This is a genomic window from Rhodococcus sp. DT1, from assembly GCF_049844875.1.
Lineage (GTDB): Bacteria > Actinomycetota > Actinomycetes > Mycobacteriales > Mycobacteriaceae > Rhodococcus.
This window is the reverse complement of the sequence record NZ_JBNCLW010000003.1, coordinates 200,358-225,113: the sequence shown is the minus strand read 5'-3', so window position 1 is coordinate 225,113 and position 24,756 is coordinate 200,358. Positions and strand designations below refer to the sequence as shown.

Below are 24,756 nucleotides of genomic sequence, written 5' to 3'. Positions count from 1 at the left end.
CGACATGCAGCAATCCACCGTCGACGCGGTGATCCGCGGCCTCGAGCAGGCCGGCGTGAGCACCGTCTGCTATCTACCGGATTCCCTGTTCAAAGAGTTGTACCCCGCACTCGACGCACACCCGGGGATCCGCACCATCCAGGTGACCAACGAGGGTGAAGGTGCCGCGATCTGCGGCGGAATCTTCCTCTCCGGCAAGCGAGCCGCGCTCATCATGGAGAACTCCGGACTCCGCGCCTCGGTCGAACCCCTCGCCCGGATGGGACTCGGTGCCGGCATCCCGGTCATCATGCTCATGAGCTACCGCGGCGAACTCGGCGAGAACAACTGGTGGGCCGTACCGCACGGGATCACCATGGAACCGATCCTCGACGCTCTGCGCATCCCGTACCGCATCGTGCGCGAGGAAGAAGGCATCGAGCGCGCCATCCGCGACGCATTCGAATGGTCCTACTCGGCCTACCACCATTCCGCCATCGCTCTCGGAGGAGGACTCGTCCGATGACCACCATGCGCATGACCCGATTCGAGTGCATGCAGGCACTCGCCGCCCGCCTCGAGGACGAACTGGTCATCCTCTCGCTCGGCGCCAGCGTCGACGAGTGGTACAACGCCGCTCCACACATGCGGCAGGCGAGCCTGTTCCAGCAGCAACTCGGTTGTGTGACCCCGCAGGCGTTCGGACTCGCCGTCGGCTTGCCGCACCGCAGAATCATCTCCCTCGACACCGACGGAGGCATGCTGTTCAACCTCGGCATCCTCGCCACACTGGCCAACGAGAAGCCACGCAACCTGTTCACCGTCGTGTGGGACAACGAGTGCTACCAATCCATCGGTGGCCCACCGACGCATACGGCCCGCGGCAATGTCGACATCGCGGCGATCTCTCGCGGTTGTGGAATCGAGAAGTCCTATACAGCAACGACGCTCGAGGAGTTCGACAAGCACTGTGTTGCCGGACTCGCCGCCGACGAACCCTATGTGCTCGTCGCCAAGGTCTCGAGCAGCGTGCAGCCGGGCATCAAACGCAAGCACAGCGACGGACGCGAAGACAAGTACATCTTCGTCCGCCACGTGGAGGCGACGGAGGGCATCACGATTATGGGGCCCAGTGAACACAATTGACCGGTACGACTACGTCATCGTGGGAGGCGGGTCGGCCGGGTGCGTGCTGGCCGCCCGCCTGACCGAGAGCCCGGACACCACCGTGCTGCTCGTAGAAGCCGGTCCGGACCACACCGGCGCAGCCGCGCTGGACCACCCCGGAACGTGGGCGGATCTCCTGGGGAGCGAGTACGACTGGGGGCACAGCTACGCTCCGAACCCCCTGCTCGACGGCCGTGCCGTCCTCATTCCACGCGGACGGGTGCTCGGTGGGTCGAGCAGCATCAACGCGATGCTCTGGTATCGCGGCCACCCGTCCGACTACGACGCCTGGGAGGGAGCGGGCGCGAAGGGCTGGAACTTCGCGTCCCTGCTCCCCTACTTCCGCCGGGCTGAGGACTGGGAAGGCGGAGCCACCCTGTTGCGGGGGTCCGGAGGACCGATCCGCATCACGCGCCCCTCGGATCCGCACCCCGTCGCACTCGGATTACTGGGAGCCGCAGCAGAACTCGGCATGGCTGTGCTGGACGACTGCAACGGCCCCGAGATCGAGGGCGCCGCGCTCGCGAATCTCACTGTCGACGACGACGGGCACCGCGCGAGCACCGCCCGTGCGTATGTCGAACCGGTGCTGTCCCGTCCCAACCTGACGATCCGTACCGACTCGACCGTCACCGGTCTGGTGTTCGACGGTGAGCGGTGCACCGGCGTGCGCGTAGGCCGGGGCGAACACGCGACCGAGATCCACGCCGACATCGAGACCGTGCTGTGCGCCGGTGCGATCTCGAGTCCTCATCTGTTGCTCCTCTCCGGCATCGGCGATCCCGTGCAACTGCGCTCGCACGATGTGCCCGTCCGCGTTGCGCTGCCGGGGGTGGGACGCAACCTACAGGACCATCCGCTGCTCATGGGCGTGAACTTCCGCGCGCGTGAGCCACTGGGACCGGTGCGGGACAACGGCGGTGGAGCAATTCTCAACTGGCGCTCCGACGCGTCCCTCGACCTCCCCGATCTGCACGCGTTCGTCGTCCAGGGACGTCACGCAACCCCGGAGATCGCCGACCGTTTCGATGTCACCGGAGACGTATTCGCGATCTCACCGGGACTCATGCGGTCCCACAGCACCGGGGAGCTGACGCTGCGGTCGCCGGACCCGGAGGTGTCGCCGTGCATCGACCCCAGGTACCTGTCCGATCCCCGCGACCGCGACGCGCTCGTCGCCGGGCTCGATCGTGTCTTCGACCTGGCCGAGACCACTGCCCTCGCGGCACTGATCGAATCACCGGTCGCACCCGACCGGCGTCTCGGGCGCCGAGAGGCCGAAGCATTCGTACGCGCAAGTTGCGCGACGTTCTTCCACACCGCCGGCACCTGCGCGATGGGCTCGGGCCCCGACGCGGTCGTGGACCCGGATCTCCGGGTCCACGGCGTGACAGCCCTGCGGGTGGTGGACGCGTCTGTGATTCCGGTCCTGCCGTCGTGCAACACCAACGCCCCCGTCATCGCGCTCGCCGAACGGGCGGCAGCCATCATCTCCGGAACAGAAGGGAGTACCTCGTGACCGGTCCGGTGCCCTCGCCGATCTGTGACGACCCCGTCGTGCTCGACCAGTGGTATCCGGTGTGCGCCGAGAACGAAGTCTCCGGTGCAGCTGTGCAGACGCGGCTGCTCGGTGCCGAAGTCGAGATCAGCGTGGGCAGCGACGGGGAGCCCACGGTGCTGGCCTACGGTCGACACCTGCCCGTACGGCGGCGGTTCGGGTTCGTGTGGACCACTCTCGGCGCCCCGGAGCGAGACGTCTTCACCATCGACGAGGCGGACGAGCCCGACCGCCGCTACGTGCCCTGCGGCTGGGTCACCATGCGCACCTCACCCGGCCGTGTCGTCGAGAACTTCCTGGACATGGCGCATTTCCCGTTCGTGCACACCGGCATCCTCGGCGGTGAGGCTGCCACCGAGGTTGCGCGCTACAAGTGGGAGATCCGCAAGGAGACGGACGAAGTGTGGGCTACGGACTGCACGTTCTTCCAACCGCAGGTCTCCGCCACGTCCGAAGGGTCCTTCGCACACCTGACATACCGTGTCCCTGCGCCGTATCAGGTGATGCTGTACCGGGTCTCACCGTCCGATCCCACCCGCCTAGACGCGATCGCACTGCTGATCCAGCCGATCGACGAAACACTCTGCCGTGCACAGCCGGTGATGTATCTCGTCGACCCGGATTCGCCGCACACCGACCTTGTGCAGTTCGAGCAGGTTATTTTCCTTCAGGACCGCATCATCGTCGAGAACCAACGTCCCCTGCTGTTGCCCCTCGATCCCCGCGACGAGATCCCTACCCGGGCCGACGCGTCGTCTGTCACCTATCGGCGCTGGCTCAAAGCCAAGGGCTTGCGCTGGGGTGCGCTGCCGTTCCGCCCCGTCCACTCCCGAGGAGCCGACTCATGACCACCGCCGTCCTGCCGCGCTACAGCGCAACCTTCCTCACCAGCGGCGACAAACGTCTACTGGTCGACGGCGAATGGGTCTCGGGATCGGGCACACCGTTCGAAACGATCGATCCTGCTACGGGAAAACCTCTCGCCGTCCTCTCCTGCGCCGGCCAGGACGAAGTGGACGCCGCCGTCATCGCTGCCCGCCGGGCGCTCAGGGAGGAATGGGCGGCACTCACCCCCTCGGCTCGAGCACGGGTGTTGTGGCGGATCGCGGAAGCGATCGACGATCATGCAGACGAACTCGCCGAGCTCGAAACCCTCGACCAGGGCAAATCCTGGGGAACGTCCCGCTTCGCGGAGATACCCTCTGCCGCGGAACAGTTCCGCTACTACGCGGGTTGGGCAACGAAGATCACCGGGACCACGGTGACACCGTCGATCACCTATCAGCCGCTGGGCAAGCAGGTCATCGCTCACACGCTCCGTGAACCGGTAGGTGTGGTGGCTGCGATCGTGCCGTGGAATTCGCCGTTGCTGATGGCTGCCATGAAACTGGCACCGGCATTGGCTGCGGGGTGCACGGTGGTACTCAAGCCGGCTGAGGACACCTCGCTCACCGCACTGCGACTGGGGGAACTGCTCGCGGAGGCGGGGCTTCCCGCCGGGACGGTGAACATCCTCACCGGCGGCGCCGAGGTGGGGCGGATGCTGGCCGAGCACCAGGGCGTGGACAAGGTGACTTTCACCGGGTCGACCGAAGTGGGCAAGAAACTCGTGACATCGGCCGGTGCGGGCCGCCTTGCGCGGCTCACCCTCGAACTCGGCGGCAAGTCGCCCGCGGTGGTGTTCGGCGATGCAGAGCTGGCGCAGACTGTGCCCGGTCTCGCTCGCGGCATCTTCGCCAACTGCGGGCAGGTATGCGTCGCAGGGTCGCGGGTATATGCCGAGCGTGCCGTCTACGAGCAGGTGGTCGACGGTCTTGCGGAGGCTGCCGCCGGACTCCGACTGGGACACGGACTCGACAGTGGTACCGACCTCGGGCCGCTGGTGAGCATGCGGCACCGGCAGACTGTGGCCGCTTACGTCGATGACGGTGTGCGCCGGGGCGCGACTGTCGTGACGGGTGGCCGCGCGGTGGGCGAGTCCGGCAGCTTTTACGAGCCGACGGTCGTAGTCGACGCCGCACCGGATCTACCCATGATGCGCGAGGAGATATTCGGGCCCGTCGTGACCGTCACCCCGTTCGACGACACCGACGAGGTGATCTCCTGGGCCAACGACACCGACTACGGTCTCGCCGCGAGCGTGTGGACAGCGGATCTCTCCCGAGCCCACCGGATGGCCGGCGCGATCCGCGCCGGCACAGTGTGGATCAACTGCCACTCGTACTTCTCCCCTGAACTGGTCAAGGGAGGCCACAAGCAGTCCGGGTGGGGGTACGAGAACGGTGCGGCAGGACTGGAGAACTACCTCGAGACCAAGACCGTGTGTCTTACCGTCTGACGATCCGGACCCGTATCCCGAACCATTCCGGATCGGGGCCGACACCTCATGACGCCTCCTTCTTGAGGTAGTCGTGCGTCGCGTCGAAACGCGAGAGCATGTACTCCCCGACCGTGATGGGCGGGTAGATCGGCTCCGCCCCCTGCTCCACGCACGTGGGGATCGCCTCGATCACCGCATGAAAATCCGGGGCCACGAAGTACGGCAGTGAATACCGGTCCTTCCCAACGGGGTTGAGCACCCGGTGGCGGGTCGACACGTATCGGTGATTGGTCCACCGCGCGATCATGTCGCCGAGGTTGACGATGAGCGCATCCGGTGGGGTGACGACATCGATCCATCCTCCCCCGCGCGCCGCGACCTGCAGCCCCCCGACATCGTCCTGTGCGAGCAGCGTCAGGGACCCGTAGTCGGTGTGGGCTCCCGCGCCGGGCGCGGTGTCCCCCTCCGGGACCGGTGGGTAGTGCAGCATGCGCAGGGAGGCGATGGGATCGGTGAACATGGGCTCGAACGCCTCGCGGGTCAGGCCGAGGGCGAGGGCGAGTCCGTGCATGAGGTGCGTGTTGATCTCGAGGCAGGCGTGCGCGTACTCGTCGGCGACGCTCTTGAATTCGGGCATGAGTGCGGCCGGCCACTGCGCCGGCCCGTGCAACGGTGTGCCCGCGACGACCTCCGGGTGGTCGGGGCCACGGTCGTAGGTGATGTCGAGCGCTTCCTTGGCATCGGCTCCGATCGCCGCGTCGAGAGTCTCGGCCTTCGGCGGGACGTATCCGCTGTGGCACGGCGACTTCGCGATAGAGATCTCCATCTTCTCCTCGAACGGCAACGAGAAGAACCGGCGCGCCTGCTCCATCGTCTCGGCGCGGAGTCCCGGCTCGAGGCCGTGTCCTGTCACGACGAAGAACCCGAGGTCGGTGCACGCGGCGTCGAGCGCGCGAACGACCGTGTGCGGGTCGCTTCCGTCACGTAACGGCCGGAGGTCGATGACGGGCAGTGCGTCCATGGGTGCTCCTGGAAAGAGGGTCGGCAAGTGATCGCTATCAGTTAATTCCTGCGATGCTGCCGTGCCGTCTCGTTCCGGTGAGGTGCGTGTTACGACGGTTCCCGCGGCGCGCCCACGCACAGCACCACCCGCGCGCGTTCCACTCCCCGGTGCTCCCACTGCATTTCGGTGCCGGCGACGGCGAACAGGCAGTCCCCTTCTTCGAGGACGACGGATTCACGGTCCCGCATTCGCACTTCGAGGCAACCATCGGTGATCACGACTACGAGGTCGTCCGGGCGGCGAAACCACCCGCTGACATCGTCCTCGGGGGCGATGACGTACTGGTACACCTCGCCGATCGCTCCGTTGCCCTGTGCAATCCACGTCGTCGGGGTGGTCGGGGCCCCGGTCACAGCCTGCGCGACGCGCCGTTCCGCCCGCACCACCAGCACGTCTCCTTCCGGTGCCGCGTCGAGAAAGTGCGACGGCGAGCACTCCAACGCATCTGCGATCTTGTACAGCGTCGCCAGCGACGGCACGTTGAGTCCTCGCTCGACCTGACTCAGGAACGCCTGGCTGATCCCGGCGCGCGTCGCCAGCGTCCGAGCGCTGAGTCCCGCCTGTCTGCGGGCAATGCGAACAGCCCGTCCGACCCGGGCAACCCGATCGTGTTCTTCCGGTGTCACATCTCCCCCTCCACGTCGCAGGTTCCGCACAAACGAAACCGTCTTCCGAACCCCGAAACACAAACGTCACGGATCGGACATGGTCTCTCAACCCGGACCCTGGATCGTCTCGCCTTAACAAATAGCGAATTACTCGGAAGGTCACACCGAATGGTGACACCAGCTTCAACATCCCGCATCACCACCGCACCGGCGGCCGAACTCTCCGGCGCCGACGACGGCGTCGTGATGCAGGGCATCGCGCGGTCGTTCGGAGACAACATCGTCCTCCGCGACGTCTCGCTGCACATTCGGCCCGGCGAGGTCTACGCACTCCTCGGCGAGAACGGTGCCGGAAAGTCCACGCTGATGCGGATTCTCACCGGACTGCTGCCTCCGGATGCGGGCACCATCACCGTCGACGACCTGTCGCTCGACGCCGGGGGCCGCGACCGCATCGCCATGGTCCACCAGCATTTCATGCTGGTCCCGACCATGACGGTTGCCGAGAACTTCTTGCTCGGTCGCTCCCGCGGTGTGGTCGGACGCGGACGGCTGCGTCGCACCTGTGACGAGATCGCCGCACTGGCCGAGGACACCGGACTCGGTTGTGACCCGACGGCCCGCGTCGATTCGTTGTCGGTGGGTGAGCAGCAGCGAGTCGAGATCCTGCGGGCACTGCATCTCGGAGCCCGATATCTACTGCTCGACGAGCCCACCGCGAATCTGGCTCCGGCAGAAGTTCATTCGTTGCTCGCACAGATCCGCGATCTGGCGGTCGAGCGGGGGGTCGGCATCGTGCTCATCACGCATCACCTCGAAGAAGTGCTCGAAGCGGCAGACCGGGTGGGTGTGCTCCGCGGCGGACGGCTGGTCGCGGAGAAACCGGTCGCAGAGGTCACCACCGCCGAACTCGCCCGCGACATGGTCGGACGCGACGTCGGTCTCGGCATTCGCCGCGCCGCTGCGGAACCGTCCGGAGGACGCATGCTCGAACTCGTCGGGGTCTCGGTGCCCGGAAAGCTGGACGAGGTGACCCTGCGGGTCGGGGCCGGGCAACTCGTCGCGGTGGCCGGTGTCGAGGGCAACGGGCAGTCCTCGCTCGAGGACGTCCTCTCCGGCCTCGCTGCCGATGCGTCCGGTGCGGTGCGCATCGCCGACCGGGAGGTCGACATCTCGAGTCCGCGCTTTCTCCGCGATGCCGGGGTCGGCATCGTTCCCTCCGACCGCTACACCCGCGGCCTGGTGAAATCGCTCGGCATCGACACGAATCTCGCGGTCGACAGTTACACCACCCCTCCCCTCGCGCGGCGCGGGGGCCGACTGTCCCGCAGCGCCATCCGTGAACGCGCCGAACGCATCATCGCTGCCCTGTCGGTGAAGGCCTCGAGCCCCCGCACGCTCGCGGGCACGCTCTCCGGCGGCCACGCCCAGCGTGTGGTGCTCGGCCGGGTTCTCGACGGCGCTCCCGCCGTGCTGGTCGTGGCCCAGCCGACACGCGGTCTCGACGTCGGCGCAACGGAATTCGTGTGGGACACCCTCGTCCAACACCGGGCGCGTGGTGCCGCGATCCTGCTGATCTCCTCTGACCTCGACGAGATCTGCAGTCTCGCAGACCGTGTCGTCGTCCTGTATCGCGGGCGGATCGTCGCGGAATTCGACGAGGGCCCGTTCGACCGCGAGGCTCTCGGTTCCGCGATGGGCGGATTCCAGGAAGTGGCGGCATGAGCACCGGCATGCTGAGTCCGCCGACGGCGGCACCGACCCCGGACCCGGCGACGAGTTCGCGCCTGCGCGGCCACCTGACCACCGTCGGGATTCCGTTCCTCGCAGTGGTCGTGGGTCTCGCTGTCGGCGCGGTACTGATCGTCCTCGCCGGGGGCAACCCCGGACAGGCCTACGCGACGATGCTGAACGCCGCACTCGGCGGCGACACCCAGCTCGGACGTCTGCTCACCGGCATGACACCGCTGGTGCTCATGGGCCTCGGCTACGCGATCGCATACCGCACGGGATTCATCACCATCGGCGCGCAGGGTCATTACGACGTCGGAGCCATCACCGCCGCGGCAGTGGTGCTGAGCATCCCGCTCGGCACGAGCTGGGTCGCGATCCCGGTCGTGGCCGTCACCGCGGCCGCCGCCGGCGCGTGCATCGGCGGTATCGCAGGCGTGCTGAAGGCACGACTGGGCGTGAACGAGATCATCTCCTCGCTCATGCTCAACTACCTCGTCTTCTATGCCCTGGCCTGGGCGGTGCGCAAACCCCTCGCCAATCCCAACGGGTTCACCCCGGAATCAGAACGCATCCCCGAGTGGGCGGCCCTGGCGACCATTCCGGGCACGCGGATCCACATCGGCGTGTTCGTCGCTGTCGCAGCGGTCCCGCTGGTCTGGTGGCTGATGCGCTCGACCCGGTTCGGATTCTCGTCTCAGATCGTCGGTGAGAGCCCCAGCGTGGCTGCGGCAAACGGCATCTCGGTTGCGCGGACCATCGTCACCTCCGCACTTGTCAGCGGCGCGCTCGGTGGCATCGCCGGAGCGATCATGTTGCTCGGCAGCGAGTTCCGCCTGTCGCTCGCCGTCTCCTCGGGCATCGGTTTCACCGCGATCGTGGTGGCCTTGCTCGGACGACGCAATCCGTTCGGCATCGTCCTCGCGGCGGCCCTGGTCTCGGGCCTCACGCTCGGCAGCCAGGCGGTTCAGCGAACCCAGGAGATCCCGGCGTCCATCGGCACCGTCGTGCAGGCCGTGATGATCCTGACGGTGCTGCTCGCCAATCGAATCGTGGAGCGTGCCCGATGAACTGGTCCGACGTCCTGGGCGCCGGAGCGCTCGTCCCCCTGCTCACGGCCGCGCTGCGCCTCGCGGTGCCCATCATCCTCGCTGCTGCGGGAGCCTGCCTGGCCGAACGTTCCGGCCTCATGAACCTGGGTATCGAAGGCCAGATGATGGTCGGTGCCATCACGGCATTCGTGACCGTCTACTACACCGGAAACCCTCTGTTCGGGGCCGTCACCGGCGCTGTCGCCGGCCTCCTGACCGCTGCGATCGTCGGCTACCTGACGATCACGATGGCAGTCGACCAGATCATCACCGGAATCTCGGTGGTCATCCTCGGGACCGGACTCGCGTCGTTCCTCTACCTCCAGGTCTTCGGGATGACCGGCACACCCCCGCGCATTCAGGGCAGCACGCCCGTCGACCTGCCTGTGCTCTCGGACATTCCCGCGATCGGCCAGATCGTCTTCTCCCAGTCGCCCCTCGTCTACGCGGCACTGCTGCTGGTGGTGGCGCTGTGGTGGGTGCTCTCGCGCACCGCGTTCGGACTGTCCGTGCGCGCGGCGGGAGAGAGTCCCGAGGCTGCCGATTCGGTCGGCGTCTCGGTTCCCCGCACCCGCTGGATCACCCTTCTGATCTCCGGCGCAACAGCGGGCATGGCCGGCGCTCTCGTGATCGACGGACTCGGCTTCTTCCAGGACGGCATCACCGGCGGCCGAGGCTGGATCGCCCTCGGTGTGGTGATCCTGGCCAGGTGGAACCCGCTCGGCGCCATCGCCGGCGGCTTCATGTTCGGCCTCGTCGATGCCTTCCAGTTGCGCGTGCAAGCAGCGTCCGGTGGTCAAGCGACCTCGGTGCCGTACGAACTCTTCCAGGCGATGCCGTACGCGGTAACCCTCGTCGCCGTTGTCGTGACCACCGTGGGTTTCGCCCGCAACAACGCACCCAAGGCACTCGGCGTTCCCTTCGTTCCTGCCAGATAACTACCCCCCCCCCCGAGACAGGCTCGTGTACACGAGTCTCCGTTCCCCTAGGAGAAACACGTGAAGAAACTGGGTACCGCTGTTGCGGTGATCGCCGCGGCCGGAGTCGCCGTTTCCGGATGCTCGTCGAGTTCGGAGTCCGGAGCATCGTCGTCGTCCGACGGCGTCGTCAAAGCCGCCATCATCACCTCAGGCCCGGTCAACGACCTCGGGTGGAACCAGGGCATGGTGGAAGGCGCCGAGAAACTCGAAGCCGAGGGACTCATCGATCTGACCGTGGTGCAGCAGGATTCGGGCGCCACCTCCGAACAGATCGCCCAGATCGTGACCGACCTCGCCGAGGACGGCCACGACCTCGTCGTGGGACACTCGTTCAACTACGGCGAGCCGATCAAGGGTGTCATCGCGGACTACCCAGACGTGTTGTTCGCCTACGCCGGCGGGTTCGGTGACATCACTGCCAACCTCGCCGACTACAGCCAACCGTTCTACGAGGGCTCCTTCCTGTCGGGCATTCTCGCCGGTGACCTGACGAAGTCCGGAATTCTGGCCGGCACAGCCGGTTTCGAGATCCCGGTGTGCAAGGCGCAGATCGAGTCGTTCGCCGACGGTGCCCGCCTGAGCTACAAGGGACCGGGCGAAATCCAGCTCCGGCCGTCCTACATCGGCGGATGGTCCGACGCTGCGGCCCAGACCCTCGAGGCTGTCAACGCGCTCGTCGACCAGGGCGCCGATCAGTTCACCACGTGCGGCGTGGACGCGGCCACGATCGAAGGTGCCAAGCAGCGCGGCGTGGGTGTCGCCGGTTACGCGATGGACCAGACGCCGCTCGCCCCCGAGAACGTCGTGTCCTCGATCGTGTGGAATCTCGACGAGGTCCTCCGCGCGATGGTGGCAGACGTCGAGTCGGGCAACATCGATCCCGCCAAGTACTACGACGTGGACTTCGCGGAGGGCGGCGTCGACGTCGCGGTGAACCCTGCGTTCGCCGACAAGATCTCCCCCGAGGCGATGGCGCTCTTCGAGGAGTACCGGGAGAAGATCAAGTCCGGCGAGTTCGAGGTCGAATACAAGGGCGGAGCGTAACCCGATGACGGTGACCCTCGAGGCAGTGCGGGCGCTGCCCAAGATCGAACTGCACCGCCACCTCGAGGGCACCGTCCGCCCCGACACGGTGCACGCACTCGCCGCAGCCAACGGCACGCCGCTGCCCGTGGACGACATGCGCACGCTCTACACGTACCGCGACCTGCGGCACTTCCTGGACGTGTACGACACGGTATGCAGCACACTCGTCTCCGCCGCGGACTTCCACCGCATCGCGTACGAATCGGTGCTCGACGCAGCCGCCACAGGCATCGTCTACACCGAGATGTTCTTCACCCCGCACGTGCATCTCTCCCGAGGTGTGCCCGCCGCGCACCTGTGGGACGGGATCACCGCGGGGCTGCGAGACGGAATCGCAGAGACCGGGATCGGCGTCCGAATGATCATGGACTGCACCAAGTTTCTCGGTCCCCACCTCGCGCTGCTGGAACTCGACCTTCTGACCTCACTGCCCGATCCCGACGGGTTCCTCGTCGGGATCGGGGGTGACGGCATCGAAGCCGGCGTCGACGACGCCGCGTTGGCCCCCGTGTTCGCGGAGGCCGGCCGACGCGGGCTTCGCCGGACCTACCACGCCGGCGAGTTCGGGGTACAGAGCGTCGCCGACGCGATCCGCGTGCTCGGCTGCGAACGGATCGACCACGGTCCACTCGTCGTCGAGGATCCTGCGCTGGCCGCAGAAGCAGCCGATCGCGGGATCGTGTTCACGCTGTGCCCCAGTTCGGACGTCCTGATATCCCAGGTCTACCCGTCGGTGCGTGACCACTCCCTCCCGCGCATGCTCGAGGCCGGGCTGCACGTCACCGTCAACAGCGACGACCCCGCGATGCTGGGCCGCGATATCAGCGACGAGTACGTCACGGTCGTCGAAGAAGGACTGGTGACGCCGGAACAGTTGTGCGACATCGCGATCGGCTCCGTCGACGCCTGCTGGCTACCGGACGACGACAAGGCCGCGCTCCGCGCACGACTCGGTGCCGCCTGGGGCACCGCGTTCTAGCCGACCCCGTCGGGGCGTGGCCGTGCGCCGTTCAGGAACAACTCCGTGATCCGGCGTGCAACGGCAGCTCCGCCGGACTCCGTCGCGCGTGCGAGGTGAAGGAAGGCGTTCATCAAGAACTCGGGTTCCCCGGTGAGTTCGTTCCTGTCGACGGCGTCGGCAAACAGGGCGACCACCGGGTCGAGGACTTTGCGGACATAGAGTCCGGAAATCTCCTCGCGGGTCGTCTCGCCCACCTGGTCGAGGGCGTCGTAGATCCGTTGCTCGAACGTGATCGTGGACCGGTGGTGCTCGGAGGAGACAACGGCGAGCGCGGTCAGACGATCGTCCAACGGTCCGTCGCTTCCGAGCGCCTCCAGGATGTGCACGTGGAGACCTTCGATGAACTCTTGCGCCACTGCCCGGTAGAGGTCTTCCTTCCCACCGGGAAAGTGGTGGTAGATCGAGGGTTTGCGGATCCCGACGTCGTCGGCCACCCCCACGAGCGAGATGCCGGAGTAACCGGTCGCGGCGAGTTGGTCGGCGAACGCCCTCATGATCTGCGTCCGGGTATCGGTTCCGTCGATCATCGGTTCCTCCGGGCATGGTTCGACGACAGGACACAGGCAAGTGCACCCGCTACCAGGAGCGTAACGAGCACGGCGGTCGCGAGGGGCGCCGCCTCGAGGGCGGCTCCGCTTTCCAGATGGCGCGCGGTCTCCACGAGGTAGGTGATCGGGTTGATGGTGGCGACCGCACGCATCCACCCGGAAAGCTGTTCGACGGGAGCGAAGAATCCCGTGAAGAACGACATGCCGAACACTACGAGGGTGACCAGGTTGATGCTCGATGTCGAGGCTCCGCGCACGGCGAGTGCCACCGTGAACAATGCCACCGCGAGGCCGAGAACGAGCATGAGACCGAGCATGGCAACCACTCCCGGCAGCGCCCCCGGGCGGTAACCGACCAGTACGGCGCCTGCGACGGTCACGACCTGCTGGAATGCGACAACGATGAGGGTCGCGACGAGTGTCCCCGCGAGAAAAGGCGCGGACGTTCCGTGCGCCATGCGGAGCCGGTCGAGATATCCGCTCGACACGTCCTGATGGACCAGGGTGCCCGCCGCTCCGGCACCGGTCGCGACTCCGGTGACGAGAATCAGTGGCAGGAGAAAGGCGATGAAGCTACCGCCGGGCAGATAGGTCTCTCCGACGGTGCTCAACTGACCGGTGTAGACGAGCAGGAAGAACAGCGATTGTGCAAGGGGGCTGACCAACAACGCCGGGGAACGCAGCAGCGTCCGGAGCGAGCGGATCGTCGCTGCCGTGACGACCGTGATCGGGATGGCGGCCGGGGTGTGAACGGGAGATGTTGCAGTGGAGATCATTCGTGTCCTTCGAGCAGAGAAGCCGACGTGTCAGCGAGATGCGAGTGCAACGAACACATCGTCGAGAGATGGTTCCGACAGCCTGATTTCACGTACCGCTCCCGCCATGGCACCGATGTCTTCCAGGGCGGTCTCGAGCACGTTCGAATCCTCCGGCAAAGCGAGGCGAACGAGGTCTTCCGCTCGAGGCTCCGCCTGAAATGCCGTACGAGACTTAGTGATCAGGTGCTGCGCGGCGGCCCGGTTCGCCAATCCGAGAGTGAGAGTGCGCTCACCGACCCGTCGTTTGAGAGTGTCGGGCGTGTCGTGCGCGACGACACGGCCCTCCCGGAGCACCACGATGTCCGTGGCGAGGACCTCCGCTTCGTGCAGGTCCTGCGTCGAGATCAGAAGAGTGCGGTTCGGGTCGCTGTCGTTCAGTCGCGTCAACTCGTTCCAGAAATCCAGACGGGCGAGTGGGTCCAGTCCGGTTGTCGGTTCGTCGAGAACGATGACGGGCGGTTCGCCTATCAGCGCGACCGCCAGATCGACCTTGCGCCGGGTGCCGCCCGACAGCTGCGCGATTCGTTTGCGGCTGTGTTCTCCGAGGCCGAACAGTTCGACGAGTTCGCGCGCGCGTTCGCGTGCGCCTCGCCGGCCCATTCCGAGCGCGAAGCCCTGGAACTCGAAGATCTCCGTCGGGGTGGCAAGGGGATCGAGCGCATTCGACTGGGGTGTGAGTCCGATCGAACGTCGTGCGTCCCGCAGGTGTTCGCGGGAGTCGTGGCCTTCGATGCGAACACTTCCCGAGGTCGGGGTACGGATAGTCGCGATGATCTCCAGCAGGGTGGACTTTCCTGCGCCGTTGGGGCCGAGGACGATCGTGCGACTACCGCGGGCAACATCGACCGACACGTCGTCGAGGACGACGCGGTCACCGTAGGACTTGGTCAGGGCGTGGATTTCGATCGCGGGTGAAGTCGGCACGAAACCAGACTACCTACCGGAAGGTAGGGCAGCAAACAAGCGGCCCCTGCAACCGAAACCGGGCAGTGCCGTCCTACCGCGACCCCACTGACACGGTTGCTGCAGGTAGCACGGCCGAACACCACTCCACGAGTGCCCGCGCAAGCTCGGTGCGCGCGGACAACTGGGGGGCATGGTCGGTGTCCAGGCTCACGACCGTCGCTCCCGGAACGAGCCGCTGCATCTCCCTCTGCGCGGCGAGTGGGACCGAACGGTCGCGTAGCGCCTCGATGTACAGCCTCGGCAGCGATCCGAATCGATCCGCCGTCCAGATGGGCGCCATGAGCCGCGCAGCCTCGAGTTGCGGACGCAGTCTGCGCGCCGCCTCCATCGCATCGACGGCGTCGGCCTCGTGAAAGAAGACTGCGGCAGCGGCTTCGGGCGGCACCACGGTTCCGCGACCGTCGGCCGTGACCTGCAACCACTTCGAAATCCCCACCGGCGGTTCGAGTCCCAGACCGTCGCACAACTGCCCGAAGTCGACGCCGGACGGCAGCATCATTCCCGCCACGTACGCGACTCCGGCGACACGGTCGGGCATCATCTCCGCGACCTGTGTCGCAACGATGCCACCGCCGGAGTGCCCGACGACGAACACGGTGCCTTCGAGTCCGGCCACGTACTCGGCGACGTGTCCGGCAACGTCGTCGAGCGTGACATCGCGGTCGGCCCACCGGCCCACCCCGGGCAGCGACAACGCGTGCGGTGCATGCCCTGCCGCGGTCAGTGGTTCCGTCACCGTGTCCCAGACCCAGCTACCCGCCCACGCCCCGTGAACGAGGACGACATGGCTCACGATCGGTTCTCCCCCGCTGCGGCGAGCACCCGCGCCGCTTCCCGCTCTGCCGCGGTGTTCTTCGTGCCGTGCCGGGAGCCGGCAAGCTTCGCCTTGATGTGGTCCCGCACGACGACGGGTTCGTACGGATCGGGACCCGCATACTCCGGCAAGGTGGAGACGACCGCGTCGACGTTGCCGTCGTGGAAGTAGGCCACCGAACGACGACGCTGAATGCGACCGTCCACGACGGGAGGCTTGACCCGATGCAACGTGGACATCCAGTGATCGTCGGTGATGCGGGCGGTGAGGTCGCCGAGATTGACGAGCAGCGCTCCCGGCGACGGGGACACGTCGTGCCAGATGCCGTCGCTGCCCAGCACCTGCAAACCCGCAACCCGATCGGCCCACAGCACGGTGACGATCCCGAAGTCGGTGTGCTCCCCCATGCCCGTGAGGTCGCCGTCGAGGTTCACGGTGCCTTCGGGCAGGGCGTAGTTGTTCATCCGCAGCACGTCGATCGAGTGATCGGTCAGGTCGGCGAAGAAGTCCGGCGATTGGCCGAGCGCGTCGGCGAAGATGCGCGTGAGGGTGCGGGCGACCCGGCCGGCCTCGGCGTAGTACGCCTGCACCCGGTCTTCGAAGCCGGGCACGTCGGGCCAGAGGTTGAGTCCGTAGTCGTCTTCGGACAGGTCCAGGTCCGGGAAGGACCGGGCTTCGGTTCCGACGTTGTATGCCTCGAAGAAGTCGTTCATGCGACTCGCGGACTCGACACCGAGGCTCAGGCTGAGCGACTCGCTCTTCGGCGGGCTGTAGCCGCGGTTCGCTCCTTCGACCCGATACTCGCGCTTGACCTCCATCGAGAGACCGAAGAAGTCGTCGACGGCGGAGGTGAGTCCGGCGATCGTCGTATCCGGAATGCCGTGCCCGAGGATCTGGATGAAGCCGACCCGCGAGCATGCGTCGTCGACCGCACGGGCGACGGCGGCACGCTCGTCGGCGCTGCCACCCCTCACATACGGGTCGATGTCGACGGCGGGAACCTCGAACGGCTCAGACGGTTGCGGGCTCACGTACCACTCCTACGGGTGAAGGAAGATCGGCCGAGGTCTCGGGGGCCGGCGTACCAGGGCCGGACGCGGCACGTGCCATGCGCCCGAGCCGCGTGTGGTTGAAGAGCAGGTTCAACGAGAAGGCGGTGATGGCAGCCAGGGTGATACCGCTGCCGAGCAGGATCTGCGCTGCGGACGGGAACCTGCTGAATAGTCCTTCGGATAGTTCGGGCAGCAGACCCACGCCGACCGCGACCGCGGCGATGGTGGAGTTGATGCGGTCGGACAGGTCCACCGACCGCAAGGTGTTGATGCCGACCAGGGCGACGGTCGCGAACAGGATCAGACCCACACCGCCGACCACGGGCTTCGGCAGGCCCGCGACGACCGCACTCACCTTCGGCAGCGCGCCGAGAACCACCAGGATCGCTCCCGACGTCGCGGTCACGTAGCGGCTGTACACCCGTGTGGTGGCGACGGCACCGACGTTCTGGGTGAAGACGGTATCGACGAAGGCGTTGAAGATACCGCCGAGCACGGCAGATGCGCCGTCGCCGGCGAGGCCGCGTGCGATGTCCCCCTTCGACACTCGTTTGCCGGTGATCTCGCTGACGGCGAGCATGCTCGCGGTGGACTCGGCGAACACGACCGCCATGACGATGCTCATCGCGACGACTGCGGTGATCGGGAATTCGGGCGCCCCGAAGTGGAACGGTGACGGCAGGCCCACCCAGGACGAGCCTGCGACGCCGCTGAGGTCGATCATTCCCAGCGGTACGGCGGCCGCTGTACCGACGACGAGCGCTATCAGCACACCGAGTTGGGCCCAGATGCCGCGGCCGAGACAGAGAAATCCGATGGCGACGGCCATGACCAGGACGGCGAGCAGGATGCCCGCGGGCGAACCGTACGACGGAGCAGAGGGATCGCTGCCGACGATCAGCCCACCGGCGACACCGATCAGTGAGATCCCGACGACAGTGAGCACGGCACCGGTCACGAGAGGCGGGAAGAACCGGATGATCGTGGCGAACGGCCAGGCCAGTGCGAGACCGATGATGCCGCCGACCAGCATGGAACCGTAGACCGCCTGAAGCCCGTATTCCTCGGCGATCAGGATCATCGGAGTGAGACCCGCAAAGGTGGCGCCACAGACGATCGGAAGCCGCACGCCGGCGAGTTTCCCCACCCCGAGGCTCTGCACGATGGTGATGAGACCGGCGATGAGTAGATCAGCGCTGATGAGCATCGCGATGGTGTCGCTGTCGAGTCCGACCGCCGCGCCGAACACGAGCGGGACGGTGATGCAACCGGTGTACATGATGAGGACGTGCTGGATACCGAAGGCAAGTTGCCGGAAGAACGGAAGTCTCGTGTCTACGGGGTGCGGTGAGGTCATCTGCTCGCTCCCAATTCGTATGCGGGGCTGTATACGCTGCCGGATACATCCTGGGGCCCGAAGTTTTCCGGCTCGAGTCCTCATGTTTCGCGTAGGTAAGGACAATCTCACCGCGGAAATACCGGCCCGACGCTCGGGCACGACGAACAGTGTCCGGCCGCGGAGAGTGTTCATCGACAGCTGAACCCGGAACGCACGGGCGGTCGTGGGAGCAGAATGACGCCATGGATCCGAAGCAGGACTCGGTCGTCGATCTGGCCGCCGCCCGCGCCACGCGCACGTCCCGGCGGCCCGAGCCGCGCGCCAAGGCGCCGCAACCTGCACTGCTCCGGCAGATCTACGGCGAGATCCTGCGTGACGAGCGCCGCGACCAGGATCGCAGCCTCGACGATGTCGCCCGTGCCGTCGGAATGTCGAAGCAGTACCTGTCGGAGGTCGAGCGCGGCCGCAAAGAAGCGTCATCGGAGATCCTTCGGTCGGTGTGTGACGCGCTGGAACTGCCGATAGAGCAGTTGCTCGGCCGTGGGATCCGCCGGATGACCGCACACCGCACGCTCCGGGCGCCCCGGAGCGGCGGCATCGAACTGTGCGCGGCGTGAGCTAGAAGCCGTCCCGCTCGAGCAGGACGTGATCGGCCAGCCCGTACGACACGGCTTCCTCGGGCGAGAAGATGCGGTCGCGGTCGGTGTCTCGGCGCAGTTGCTCCACGTCGCGTCCGGTATGCGCGGCAAGGATGTTCTCGGTCTGCGCCCGCACGCGCATCACTTCTGCGGCTTGCAGTGCGAGATCGGAGATGGTGCCCTGCCCTTGCGCCGACGGTTGGTGCAGCAGCACCCGGGAGTGGGCGAGCACGTGCCGTCGTCCCGGTGCACCGGCCGCGAGAAGCACCGCCGCCGCCGAAGCCGCCTGGCCCATGCAGTACGTGGCGACGCGTGCCCGCACGAACTTCATGGTGTCGTAGATCGCGAGCATCGCGGTCGACGATCCGCCCGGAGAATTGATGTAGAGGCCGATCTCGAGATCGGGGGTCTCGGCTTCGAGATGCAGCAGCTGTGCCATCACGACGTTGGCGACACCGTCGTCGATTTCGGTTCCCAGAAAGACGATTCGCTCGTTGAGGAGCCGGCTGAAGACATCGAACGAGCGTTCCCCCGCCGGCGTGCGTTCGATGACGCTGGGGATCGTGTAGGTGCTCATGACAGTCCGATCGGTCGGCCCGCGCCGAACGGCGCGAGTTCGGCGAACGACGCGGCGACGGCGTCGATGATCCCGTACTCACGTGCCTGATCCGGGGTGAACCAGCGGTCCCGGTCGCTGTCCCGCTCGATCTCCTCCACGGATCGGCCGGTGGCCTCGGCGAGAATCTGCTGCGACTGGCGCTTCATGTATTCGAGGTTCTCGGCCTGGATCTCGATATCGACGGCAGTGCCCGCAAATCCGGCCGACGGCTGGTGCATCATGATGCGGCTGTGCGCCAGTGCACTCCGTTTGCCCTTGGTTCCGGCAGCCAGCAGGACCTGGCCCATGCTGGCGGCGAAGCCCACGGCGACGGTTGCCACGTCGTTGGGCACGAGCATCATCGTGTCGTAGATCGCCAGCCCGGCGTGCACGGACCCGCCGGGTGAGTTGATGTGCAGGACGATGTCCCGGCGGTCGTCGGCGGAGGCGAGGAGGACCAGCTCCGAGCAGACACGCTCGGTCGTCTCGTCGTTCACTTCGCCGGTGATCTGCACGATGCGCTGACGGAGGAGCCTGTCGGCGAGCTGGTCGCGGTAGTTGGTCGGTGGGGGCGGTGGAATGGTCATGGATCCACCTTCGCCGGATCGGGCACCGCGGCAGCGCCTTTGTCCGCTCACGGCAGACGAGCACCGGGGCAACCCTATTCGAGAACGGTTCCGGCCTTTTCGGGAAGTGTGATCGCCGCACATGCCGCCACGACGAACGACGCCGCGAACACACCGAACACCAATGCGTTGCCGCCGGAATCGAGCAACAGGGGCACGAGCAGCGGCGCGACGATCGATGCGAGTCGCCCGAATGCGGCCGCCGAACCCGTGCCCGAGCCGCGGACCGATGTCGGATACAGCTCCGGGCCGATCGCATACAGTGCGCCCCACGCACCGAGGTTGAAGAATGACAGCGCCATCCCTGCCGCGATGACGGTCCCCGGCGTCTCGGCGAGACCGAACAGTGCCGCCGCCACTGCGGAACCGGCGAGGAAGGTCGCGAGGGTTGCGCGCCGTCCCCACACCTCGATCAGCCATGCGGCCACGGCGTAGCCGGGCAACTGCGCCAGCGTGATGATCAGTGTGTAGCCGAACGAGGTCACGAGGTCGAACCCTTGGGCGACCAGCAGGCTCGGCAACCAGATGAACGCACCGTAGTACGACAGATTGATGCCGAACCAGACGATCCACAGCGCGCCGGTGCGCGCGCGGAGGTTCGGAGCCCAGATCGAGACCCGGCCGGTATCCGTCGGTGCGGTGGGTTCGCCGGAGTCCGGCGGGGGCGAGACTCCGGGATCCCGGGCGGTGGTGGCGCGGCCGGCCGACTCTTCGTAGTCACGGACGATCGCTTCGGCTTCGTCGTATCGGCCCTTGCTCTCGAGAAACCGCACCGATTCGGGCATCCCGAACCGGACGACGAGCGCATACGCTGCGGGCACGAGGCCGACAGCGAGCGCCCACCTCCACCCGTCGTCGTTCAGCGGCACGACGAAGTACCCGATCAGCGCCGCGAGAAGCCAGCCCACGGCCCAGAACGCTTCGAGCGCGACGACCACCCGGCCGCGGATCTTGCGGGGCGCGAATTCGCTGACGAGTGTGGAGGCGACCGGAAGTTCGGCGCCCAGCCCCAGACCCACGACGAACCGGAGGGCGATGAGCATCGCCACCGAGGTCGACAGCGCGGCCGCGCCGGTCGCGAGCCCGTACACGAGCAGAGTCGTAGCGAACACCTGACGACGGCCGATCCGGTCGGCGAGCAGTCCACCCACCGACGCACCGATGGCCATCCCGGCGAAGCCGATCGACCCGATCCAGGACAACTGCGTCGACGACAGATCCCACTGCACCGCGAGCGCGGCCATGACGAACGAGATCAGGCCGACATCCATCGCGTCGAGCGCCCAGCCGGTGCCGGAACCGGCGAGGAGACGGCCGTGCCTGCCGGTGAACGGCAAATCATCCAGGCGCTGCGTGCGTGTGGGCATAACCGCGAAAATTACACGGCACCGCGCCGGGCAGGCGCGGTCGGGCACCTACGGGGTCTCATCCCCGCGCTGCGGCCTCGAGCGTCGGCACGTCGATCTTCCGCATCGTCAGCAACGCGTCGGTCACGCGTTGGGCCGCGGCCCGGTCGGAGGAGCCGAGCAGTTCGTCGAGCCGCTGCGGCACGACCTGCCAGGACAATCCGTACTTGTCCGAGAGCCAGCCACACTGCGACTCTTTTCCGCCGTCGGCGGTCAGGGCGGTCCAATAGTGGTCCACTTCGTCTTGGGAAGCACAGTCGATCTGGAAGGACACCCCCTCGTTGAAGGGGAACTGTGGGCCGCCGTTGAGCCCGTAGAACACCTGGCCGTCGAGGACGAACTCCACGGACATCACCGTGCCCTCGGGCACCGGAGCCCCTTCCCCGTAGTACGTGATCTCTCCGACCCGCGAGTTGGGGAACACCGTCGTATAGAACTGTGCGGCGTCCTCGGCATTCATGTCGAACCACAACCACGGCGTGATCTTGGGCATGGTGTTTCCTTCCCGGACGGTCTGTCTTCGGTGTCGACGGTGGTCCGCTGTGGCCACCATTCATGGAGTACGACCCGGAACGGCGACGGAAATCATCACCGGAGTCACAACAATGTTTCTTTCGTGATCATCAGGATGTGGATTCATGCATCCGGTGGGGTATGCCTGCTGCGTGCAGTTGCCCAAGAGTGCCTCCGAATCAGCCGGCTTCGCAGTGTGTACGCAGGGGAAACCCGGTGTGCCGGCAGCCGGACCGCTGTCCGCCGTCCGAGTGGGTCTCCGATGCTGACGGACAGCAACGGCACTGCATCCTTCGCGTCCGGGGGGATCTTCTTCCGGGGTGTCCGCGCCGATCCCGCCTACATCTCGGATCTCCGTCGTGCCGTGCGGCAATGGCTCGAACAGCTCGATGTCGACGACGACCGCAAGCACGATGTCGTGCTGGCAAGCTACGAAGCCTTGGCCAACGCGGTGGAACACGCATACGACCCCGGTGACGCGTCCGCTTCCCTCGACTTCGAGGCGACATATCTGCCCCTCGATCATGTTCTCGAGGTCCGGGTTGCAGACCACGGTTGCTGGCACGACGCCGACGGGTCCCCCAGCTCGCGAGGCCACGGTCTTGCCTTGATACGCGGTCTTGCGACCGACGTGGTCATCACCCCGAGCCCGCAGGGCACGCACGTCACCATCCACTGGTCGCTGTAGCGCGGGTCTCGTCACCGCGACGTCCGGTCGGCCTCGGTGGGAAGTGTTTGCGCCCAGTCGAGCTCGGGTATATCGGCCGGTACTGCGCCACTGCCGACCCACCGGCGGGCCCGATCCTACGAGGTGTCCATGTCCACCGATGCGCTCGTCATCCTGAAGAACGACCACAAGGAGATCCGGAAGTTGTTCCGCGATTTCCGTAGCGCCGGCGACAACGCGGTCAAGACCAAATCCGCGATCGTCGACAAGATCATCACAGCGTTGACGGTCCACACCTACATCGAGAACGAGGTGCTGTATCCGCGGGTTCGTGACCTCGTCCCCGACCTCGGGGACGACGTCCTCGAGTCGTACGAAGAACACCACGTCGCCGATGTGCTCATCTCCGAACTCGCTGCGATGTCGCCCGACGACGAACGTTTCGATGCCAAGACCACCGTGCTGATCGAGAACGTCGAGCACCACATCGAGGAAGAAGAGGACGAGTGGTTCCCGCAGGTACGCGAGAGCCTCGGCCGTAAGACGTTGCAGGAGATCGGGGCGGAACTTCTCGAATGCAAGGAGAAGGCGCCCACATCACCCGCGCAGCCCTCGGCACTGAAGAAAGCCGTGGACGCGGTCGCCTCCTAGCGCAGTCGTCTCCTGGCACGCGGCGCGCGGACCGTATCCCGTCCCGTCACGGCATCTGCATGTCCGACAACGCCATCGGCATCATGAAGTCTGCGACGGGCTCGCGCACCCACCACGCTCCGGTCGCCCTGCGCTCCGTTCGAGTGGCGTAGCGGTACCGGAACAGCCGCGCCCGGACACGAACCGGCGGTTGATCAGGGAACGGGTTGTGCCGCAGCAGCTTCAGAGTATCCCGATCGTTTTCGAGTAGCTTGCGCACGAAGCGGGGAAACCAGACGGCGGCGTAGTCCCGCGAGATCGCGGCGAACCACATCAGCCAGTCGAGGCGGAGGTGGTACGGAGCGTATTGGCGGGGCCGCCGCCGCACATCCCCCGGTTTTCCCTTGAACTCGTACTCCCGCCATTCGGTAGCGGGCGTGTCCACCCGGTCCGCCGTCCCCTCCACGATCACCTCACGGCGGGTCCGGGTGATACTCCCGAAGGCCCCGTAGGCGTTGACGAAATGCCATTGATTGAACGACGCGTTCATCGCTTGCCGCTTCGACGCGAGGTTCCGGGCCGGGCGGTAACTGAGCACCACCGTCACCACCGTCAGGGCCACCACCGCCACCGTGAACGGGAGCGGGGTCGGCCGGTAATCCGTTTCCACGGGGATGAACCGGGCGTAGAACTCGTCCGGCAGTACGGAGAACGCCAGGACGATGGTGATCCAGTTGAGCCAGGCGAAGTTGCCGCTGGCCACCAGCCACAACTGGGTCAGGATCATCACCGCGGCCGCGATTCCGGCCACAGGCTGCGGGAGGAACAGCGCGAACGGAACCACCAGTTGCGTGACGTGATTTCCGGCCACCTCGACCTTGTGCACGGGCCGGGGCAGCAGATGGAACCAGCGGCTCAGCGGTCCGGGCATCGGCTGTGTCTCGTGGTGGTAGTACAGGCAGGTCAGATCGCGCCAGCACGGATCGCCGCGCATCTTGATCAGCCCGGCCCCGAACTCCACCCGGAACAGCACCCAGCGCATGAGGATCAGCACGAGAAACGGCGGTGCGACGTCGGCGTTGCCGAGAAAGATCGCCAGCACACCCGCCTCGAGCAGCAGCGACTCCCAGCCGAACGAATACCACGCCTGGCCGACGTTGACGATGGACAGATAGAACGCCCACATCACGAACCAGACGCCCATGCACACGACCAACGGCATCCGCTCGGTGAACCCGACGAGCGTGAGCGCCGCCAGGATCGCGCCGACCGTGGCGAGGGTCGCGAAAAGACGGTCGGAGTACCGGAAATGGAACAGACTCGGCGAACTCCTGAAACTGCGTGCGGCCAGGTAGTCGGGCACCGGAAGCAGTCCTCGCGTACCGATCAGCGCCCGGAACTGCAGAAGTGCGGCAAGGAATGCGACCAGGTACAGCGCGGCGAGCCCGCGGGTGACCAGAAGCCGCCCGATCGTGTAACCGTCCGCCGCCGCCCACTCCATCACGTCAGCCCGTGTCCGCTCCGGTGTCCCCGTCCA

The 24,756-nt window shown here is 66.5% G+C and carries 26 protein-coding genes and 1 pseudogene; 14 read left to right on the top strand and 13 right to left on the bottom strand.

Features of this window, described 5'->3' with window-relative positions:
• Nucleotides 1-4: 4 nt before the first annotated feature.
• From ACLQ3J_RS08785 to ACLQ3J_RS08765, 5 genes are read left to right on the top strand one after another with little or no spacing between them, the layout of a single operon-like run.
• Nucleotides 5-505 (top strand): thiamine pyrophosphate-binding protein, encoded by a 501-nt coding sequence (locus ACLQ3J_RS08785; RefSeq protein ID WP_169621600.1) that lies wholly within the window; start codon nucleotides 5-7, stop codon nucleotides 503-505.
• Nucleotides 502-1,125, top strand: a complete 624-nt coding sequence (locus ACLQ3J_RS08780; protein WP_240955133.1) for a thiamine pyrophosphate-dependent enzyme — start codon at nucleotides 502-504, stop codon at nucleotides 1,123-1,125. The genes ACLQ3J_RS08785 and ACLQ3J_RS08780 overlap by 4 nt, the downstream gene beginning before the upstream one ends.
• On the top strand, nucleotides 1,112-2,665 hold the full coding sequence (locus ACLQ3J_RS08775; protein ID WP_346765144.1) for a GMC family oxidoreductase: 1,554 nt from the start codon (nucleotides 1,112-1,114) through the stop codon (nucleotides 2,663-2,665). Before ACLQ3J_RS08780 ends, ACLQ3J_RS08775 begins: the two co-directional genes overlap by 14 nt.
• Entirely contained in the window at nucleotides 2,662-3,552 is an 891-nt protein-coding gene (locus ACLQ3J_RS08770; protein ID WP_425902862.1) for an aromatic ring-hydroxylating dioxygenase subunit alpha, read from the top strand. Before ACLQ3J_RS08775 ends, ACLQ3J_RS08770 begins: the two co-directional genes overlap by 4 nt.
• Nucleotides 3,549-5,042 (top strand): aldehyde dehydrogenase family protein, encoded by a 1,494-nt coding sequence (locus ACLQ3J_RS08765; RefSeq protein WP_169652589.1) that lies wholly within the window; start codon nucleotides 3,549-3,551, stop codon nucleotides 5,040-5,042. The genes ACLQ3J_RS08770 and ACLQ3J_RS08765 overlap by 4 nt, the downstream gene beginning before the upstream one ends.
• A gap of 46 nt (nucleotides 5,043-5,088) precedes the next feature.
• Here ACLQ3J_RS08765 and ACLQ3J_RS08760 read toward each other — a convergent pair whose 3' ends face one another.
• Nucleotides 5,089-6,045: an isopenicillin N synthase family dioxygenase gene (locus tag ACLQ3J_RS08760; RefSeq protein WP_169652588.1), complete on the bottom strand. Its 957-nt coding sequence runs from the start codon at nucleotides 6,043-6,045 to the stop codon at nucleotides 5,089-5,091.
• An 89-nt stretch (nucleotides 6,046-6,134) separates the two neighbouring features.
• Nucleotides 6,135-6,713 carry a helix-turn-helix domain-containing protein gene (locus tag ACLQ3J_RS08755; protein ID WP_169652587.1) on the bottom strand — a complete coding sequence of 193 codons (579 nt, stop codon included), beginning with the start codon at nucleotides 6,711-6,713 and terminating at the stop codon, nucleotides 6,135-6,137.
• A gap of 279 nt (nucleotides 6,714-6,992) precedes the next feature.
• On the opposite strand from ACLQ3J_RS08755, the pseudogene ACLQ3J_RS08750 reads away from it, so the two are divergent.
• The 6 genes and pseudogenes from ACLQ3J_RS08750 to add form a co-directional block, all read left to right on the top strand.
• Nucleotides 6,993-7,403, top strand: a pseudogene (locus ACLQ3J_RS08750) (ATP-binding cassette domain-containing protein); the annotation flags it as partial.
• A 213-nt stretch (nucleotides 7,404-7,616) separates the two neighbouring features.
• Complete coding sequence (locus ACLQ3J_RS08745) at nucleotides 7,617-8,420, top strand: ATP-binding cassette domain-containing protein (RefSeq protein WP_425903154.1); 804 nt, start codon at nucleotides 7,617-7,619, stop codon at nucleotides 8,418-8,420.
• Nucleotides 8,417-9,496 carry an ABC transporter permease gene (locus ACLQ3J_RS08740; RefSeq protein ID WP_425902860.1) on the top strand — a complete coding sequence of 360 codons (1,080 nt, stop codon included), beginning with the start codon at nucleotides 8,417-8,419 and terminating at the stop codon, nucleotides 9,494-9,496. Before ACLQ3J_RS08745 ends, ACLQ3J_RS08740 begins: the two co-directional genes overlap by 4 nt.
• On the top strand, nucleotides 9,493-10,455 hold the full coding sequence (locus tag ACLQ3J_RS08735) for an ABC transporter permease (RefSeq protein WP_169621593.1): 963 nt from the start codon (nucleotides 9,493-9,495) through the stop codon (nucleotides 10,453-10,455). Before ACLQ3J_RS08740 ends, ACLQ3J_RS08735 begins: the two co-directional genes overlap by 4 nt.
• A 60-nt stretch (nucleotides 10,456-10,515) precedes the next feature.
• Nucleotides 10,516-11,541 carry a BMP family protein gene (locus ACLQ3J_RS08730; RefSeq protein WP_296551742.1) on the top strand — a complete coding sequence of 342 codons (1,026 nt, stop codon included), beginning with the start codon at nucleotides 10,516-10,518 and terminating at the stop codon, nucleotides 11,539-11,541.
• Between the two features lie 4 nt (nucleotides 11,542-11,545).
• The gene (gene add / locus ACLQ3J_RS08725) at nucleotides 11,546-12,562 is read left to right on the top strand and encodes an adenosine deaminase (protein WP_425902858.1); all 1,017 of its coding nucleotides are present in this window, start codon (nucleotides 11,546-11,548) and stop codon (nucleotides 12,560-12,562) included.
• Here add and ACLQ3J_RS08720 read toward each other — a convergent pair.
• From ACLQ3J_RS08720 to ACLQ3J_RS08695, 6 genes are all read right to left on the bottom strand, one after another.
• Nucleotides 12,559-13,131 carry a TetR/AcrR family transcriptional regulator gene (locus ACLQ3J_RS08720; protein ID WP_169652583.1) on the bottom strand — a complete coding sequence of 191 codons (573 nt, stop codon included), beginning with the start codon at nucleotides 13,129-13,131 and terminating at the stop codon, nucleotides 12,559-12,561. The two genes, add and ACLQ3J_RS08720, sit on opposite strands and share 4 nt — an antisense overlap.
• Nucleotides 13,128-13,928 carry an ABC transporter permease gene (locus tag ACLQ3J_RS08715; protein WP_169621590.1) on the bottom strand — a complete coding sequence of 267 codons (801 nt, stop codon included), beginning with the start codon at nucleotides 13,926-13,928 and terminating at the stop codon, nucleotides 13,128-13,130. The genes ACLQ3J_RS08720 and ACLQ3J_RS08715 overlap by 4 nt, the downstream gene beginning before the upstream one ends.
• A 30-nt stretch (nucleotides 13,929-13,958) precedes the next feature.
• Nucleotides 13,959-14,894, bottom strand: a complete 936-nt coding sequence (locus tag ACLQ3J_RS08710; RefSeq protein WP_169621589.1) for an ABC transporter ATP-binding protein — start codon at nucleotides 14,892-14,894, stop codon at nucleotides 13,959-13,961.
• Nucleotides 14,895-14,967: 73 nt separating this feature from the next.
• Entirely contained in the window at nucleotides 14,968-15,729 is a 762-nt protein-coding gene (locus tag ACLQ3J_RS08705) for an alpha/beta fold hydrolase (RefSeq protein WP_169652473.1), read from the bottom strand.
• Nucleotides 15,726-16,781, bottom strand: a complete 1,056-nt coding sequence (locus ACLQ3J_RS08700) for an isopenicillin N synthase family dioxygenase (protein WP_425902856.1) — start codon at nucleotides 16,779-16,781, stop codon at nucleotides 15,726-15,728. The genes ACLQ3J_RS08705 and ACLQ3J_RS08700 overlap by 4 nt, the downstream gene beginning before the upstream one ends.
• A complete protein-coding gene (locus tag ACLQ3J_RS08695; RefSeq protein WP_425902855.1) occupies nucleotides 16,762-18,159 on the bottom strand; it encodes a uracil-xanthine permease family protein in 1,398 nt (465 codons plus the stop codon). The genes ACLQ3J_RS08700 and ACLQ3J_RS08695 overlap by 20 nt, the downstream gene beginning before the upstream one ends.
• Before the next feature lie 224 nt (nucleotides 18,160-18,383).
• Between ACLQ3J_RS08695 and ACLQ3J_RS08690 the strand changes: the two genes are divergently transcribed.
• A complete protein-coding gene (locus ACLQ3J_RS08690; RefSeq protein WP_169652475.1) occupies nucleotides 18,384-18,758 on the top strand; it encodes a helix-turn-helix domain-containing protein in 375 nt (124 codons plus the stop codon).
• A gap of 1 nt (nucleotide 18,759) precedes the next feature.
• On the opposite strand, the gene ACLQ3J_RS08685 is transcribed toward ACLQ3J_RS08690, so the two are convergent.
• The 4 genes from ACLQ3J_RS08685 to ACLQ3J_RS08670 form a co-directional block, all read right to left on the bottom strand.
• Entirely contained in the window at nucleotides 18,760-19,356 is a 597-nt protein-coding gene (locus tag ACLQ3J_RS08685; protein WP_296549483.1) for an ATP-dependent Clp protease proteolytic subunit, read from the bottom strand.
• Nucleotides 19,353-19,964: a ClpP family protease gene (locus ACLQ3J_RS08680; protein WP_169621583.1), complete on the bottom strand. Its 612-nt coding sequence runs from the start codon at nucleotides 19,962-19,964 to the stop codon at nucleotides 19,353-19,355. The genes ACLQ3J_RS08685 and ACLQ3J_RS08680 overlap by 4 nt, the downstream gene beginning before the upstream one ends.
• A 74-nt stretch (nucleotides 19,965-20,038) precedes the next feature.
• On the bottom strand, nucleotides 20,039-21,370 hold the full coding sequence (locus ACLQ3J_RS08675; RefSeq protein WP_296549482.1) for an MFS transporter: 1,332 nt from the start codon (nucleotides 21,368-21,370) through the stop codon (nucleotides 20,039-20,041).
• A gap of 58 nt (nucleotides 21,371-21,428) precedes the next feature.
• Entirely contained in the window at nucleotides 21,429-21,902 is a 474-nt protein-coding gene (locus tag ACLQ3J_RS08670; RefSeq protein ID WP_169621581.1) for a VOC family protein, read from the bottom strand.
• Nucleotides 21,903-22,184: 282 nt separating this feature from the next.
• On the opposite strand from ACLQ3J_RS08670, the gene ACLQ3J_RS08665 reads away from it, so the two are divergent.
• Both ACLQ3J_RS08665 and ACLQ3J_RS08660 read left to right on the top strand, forming a co-directional pair.
• Nucleotides 22,185-22,610, top strand: a complete 426-nt coding sequence (locus ACLQ3J_RS08665; protein WP_169621580.1) for an ATP-binding protein — start codon at nucleotides 22,185-22,187, stop codon at nucleotides 22,608-22,610.
• A 129-nt stretch (nucleotides 22,611-22,739) separates the two neighbouring features.
• Nucleotides 22,740-23,240 carry a hemerythrin domain-containing protein gene (locus ACLQ3J_RS08660; protein ID WP_425902852.1) on the top strand — a complete coding sequence of 167 codons (501 nt, stop codon included), beginning with the start codon at nucleotides 22,740-22,742 and terminating at the stop codon, nucleotides 23,238-23,240.
• A 46-nt stretch (nucleotides 23,241-23,286) separates the two neighbouring features.
• Here the strand turns inward: ACLQ3J_RS08660 and ACLQ3J_RS08655 are convergent, their stop codons facing one another.
• The gene (locus ACLQ3J_RS08655; protein ID WP_296549485.1) at nucleotides 23,287-24,720 is read right to left on the bottom strand and encodes a lipase maturation factor family protein; all 1,434 of its coding nucleotides are present in this window, start codon (nucleotides 24,718-24,720) and stop codon (nucleotides 23,287-23,289) included.
• Between the last annotated feature and the right edge of the window lie 36 nt (nucleotides 24,721-24,756).

What these genes read in the sequence shown, in the direction of transcription:
- ACLQ3J_RS08785 (WP_169621600.1), top strand. Translation starts at nt 5, where the DNA reads ATGCAGCAATCCACCGTCGACGCGGTGATCCGCGGCCTCGAGCAGGCC.
- ACLQ3J_RS08780 (WP_240955133.1), top strand. Translation starts at nt 502, where the DNA reads ATGACCACCATGCGCATGACCCGATTCGAGTGCATGCAGGCACTCGCC.
- ACLQ3J_RS08765 (WP_169652589.1), top strand. Translation starts at nt 3,549, where the DNA reads ATGACCACCGCCGTCCTGCCGCGCTACAGCGCAACCTTCCTCACCAGC.
- ACLQ3J_RS08760 (WP_169652588.1), bottom strand. Translation starts at nt 6,045, where the DNA reads ATGGACGCACTGCCCGTCATCGACCTCCGGCCGTTACGTGACGGAAGC.
- ACLQ3J_RS08745 (WP_425903154.1), top strand. Translation starts at nt 7,617, where the DNA reads ATGGTCGGACGCGACGTCGGTCTCGGCATTCGCCGCGCCGCTGCGGAA.
- ACLQ3J_RS08740 (WP_425902860.1), top strand. Translation starts at nt 8,417, where the DNA reads ATGAGCACCGGCATGCTGAGTCCGCCGACGGCGGCACCGACCCCGGAC.
- ACLQ3J_RS08735 (WP_169621593.1), top strand. Translation starts at nt 9,493, where the DNA reads ATGAACTGGTCCGACGTCCTGGGCGCCGGAGCGCTCGTCCCCCTGCTC.
- add (WP_425902858.1), top strand. Translation starts at nt 11,546, where the DNA reads ATGACGGTGACCCTCGAGGCAGTGCGGGCGCTGCCCAAGATCGAACTG.
- ACLQ3J_RS08720 (WP_169652583.1), bottom strand. Translation starts at nt 13,131, where the DNA reads ATGATCGACGGAACCGATACCCGGACGCAGATCATGAGGGCGTTCGCC.
- ACLQ3J_RS08715 (WP_169621590.1), bottom strand. Translation starts at nt 13,928, where the DNA reads ATGATCTCCACTGCAACATCTCCCGTTCACACCCCGGCCGCCATCCCG.
- ACLQ3J_RS08695 (WP_425902855.1), bottom strand. Translation starts at nt 18,159, where the DNA reads ATGACCTCACCGCACCCCGTAGACACGAGACTTCCGTTCTTCCGGCAA.
- ACLQ3J_RS08690 (WP_169652475.1), top strand. Translation starts at nt 18,384, where the DNA reads ATGGATCCGAAGCAGGACTCGGTCGTCGATCTGGCCGCCGCCCGCGCC.
- ACLQ3J_RS08685 (WP_296549483.1), bottom strand. Translation starts at nt 19,356, where the DNA reads ATGAGCACCTACACGATCCCCAGCGTCATCGAACGCACGCCGGCGGGG.
- ACLQ3J_RS08680 (WP_169621583.1), bottom strand. Translation starts at nt 19,964, where the DNA reads ATGACCATTCCACCGCCCCCACCGACCAACTACCGCGACCAGCTCGCC.
- ACLQ3J_RS08675 (WP_296549482.1), bottom strand. Translation starts at nt 21,370, where the DNA reads ATGCCCACACGCACGCAGCGCCTGGATGATTTGCCGTTCACCGGCAGG.
- ACLQ3J_RS08670 (WP_169621581.1), bottom strand. Translation starts at nt 21,902, where the DNA reads ATGCCCAAGATCACGCCGTGGTTGTGGTTCGACATGAATGCCGAGGAC.
- ACLQ3J_RS08665 (WP_169621580.1), top strand. Translation starts at nt 22,185, where the DNA reads ATGCTGACGGACAGCAACGGCACTGCATCCTTCGCGTCCGGGGGGATC.
- ACLQ3J_RS08660 (WP_425902852.1), top strand. Translation starts at nt 22,740, where the DNA reads ATGTCCACCGATGCGCTCGTCATCCTGAAGAACGACCACAAGGAGATC.
- ACLQ3J_RS08655 (WP_296549485.1), bottom strand. Translation starts at nt 24,720, where the DNA reads ATGGAGTGGGCGGCGGCGGACGGTTACACGATCGGGCGGCTTCTGGTC.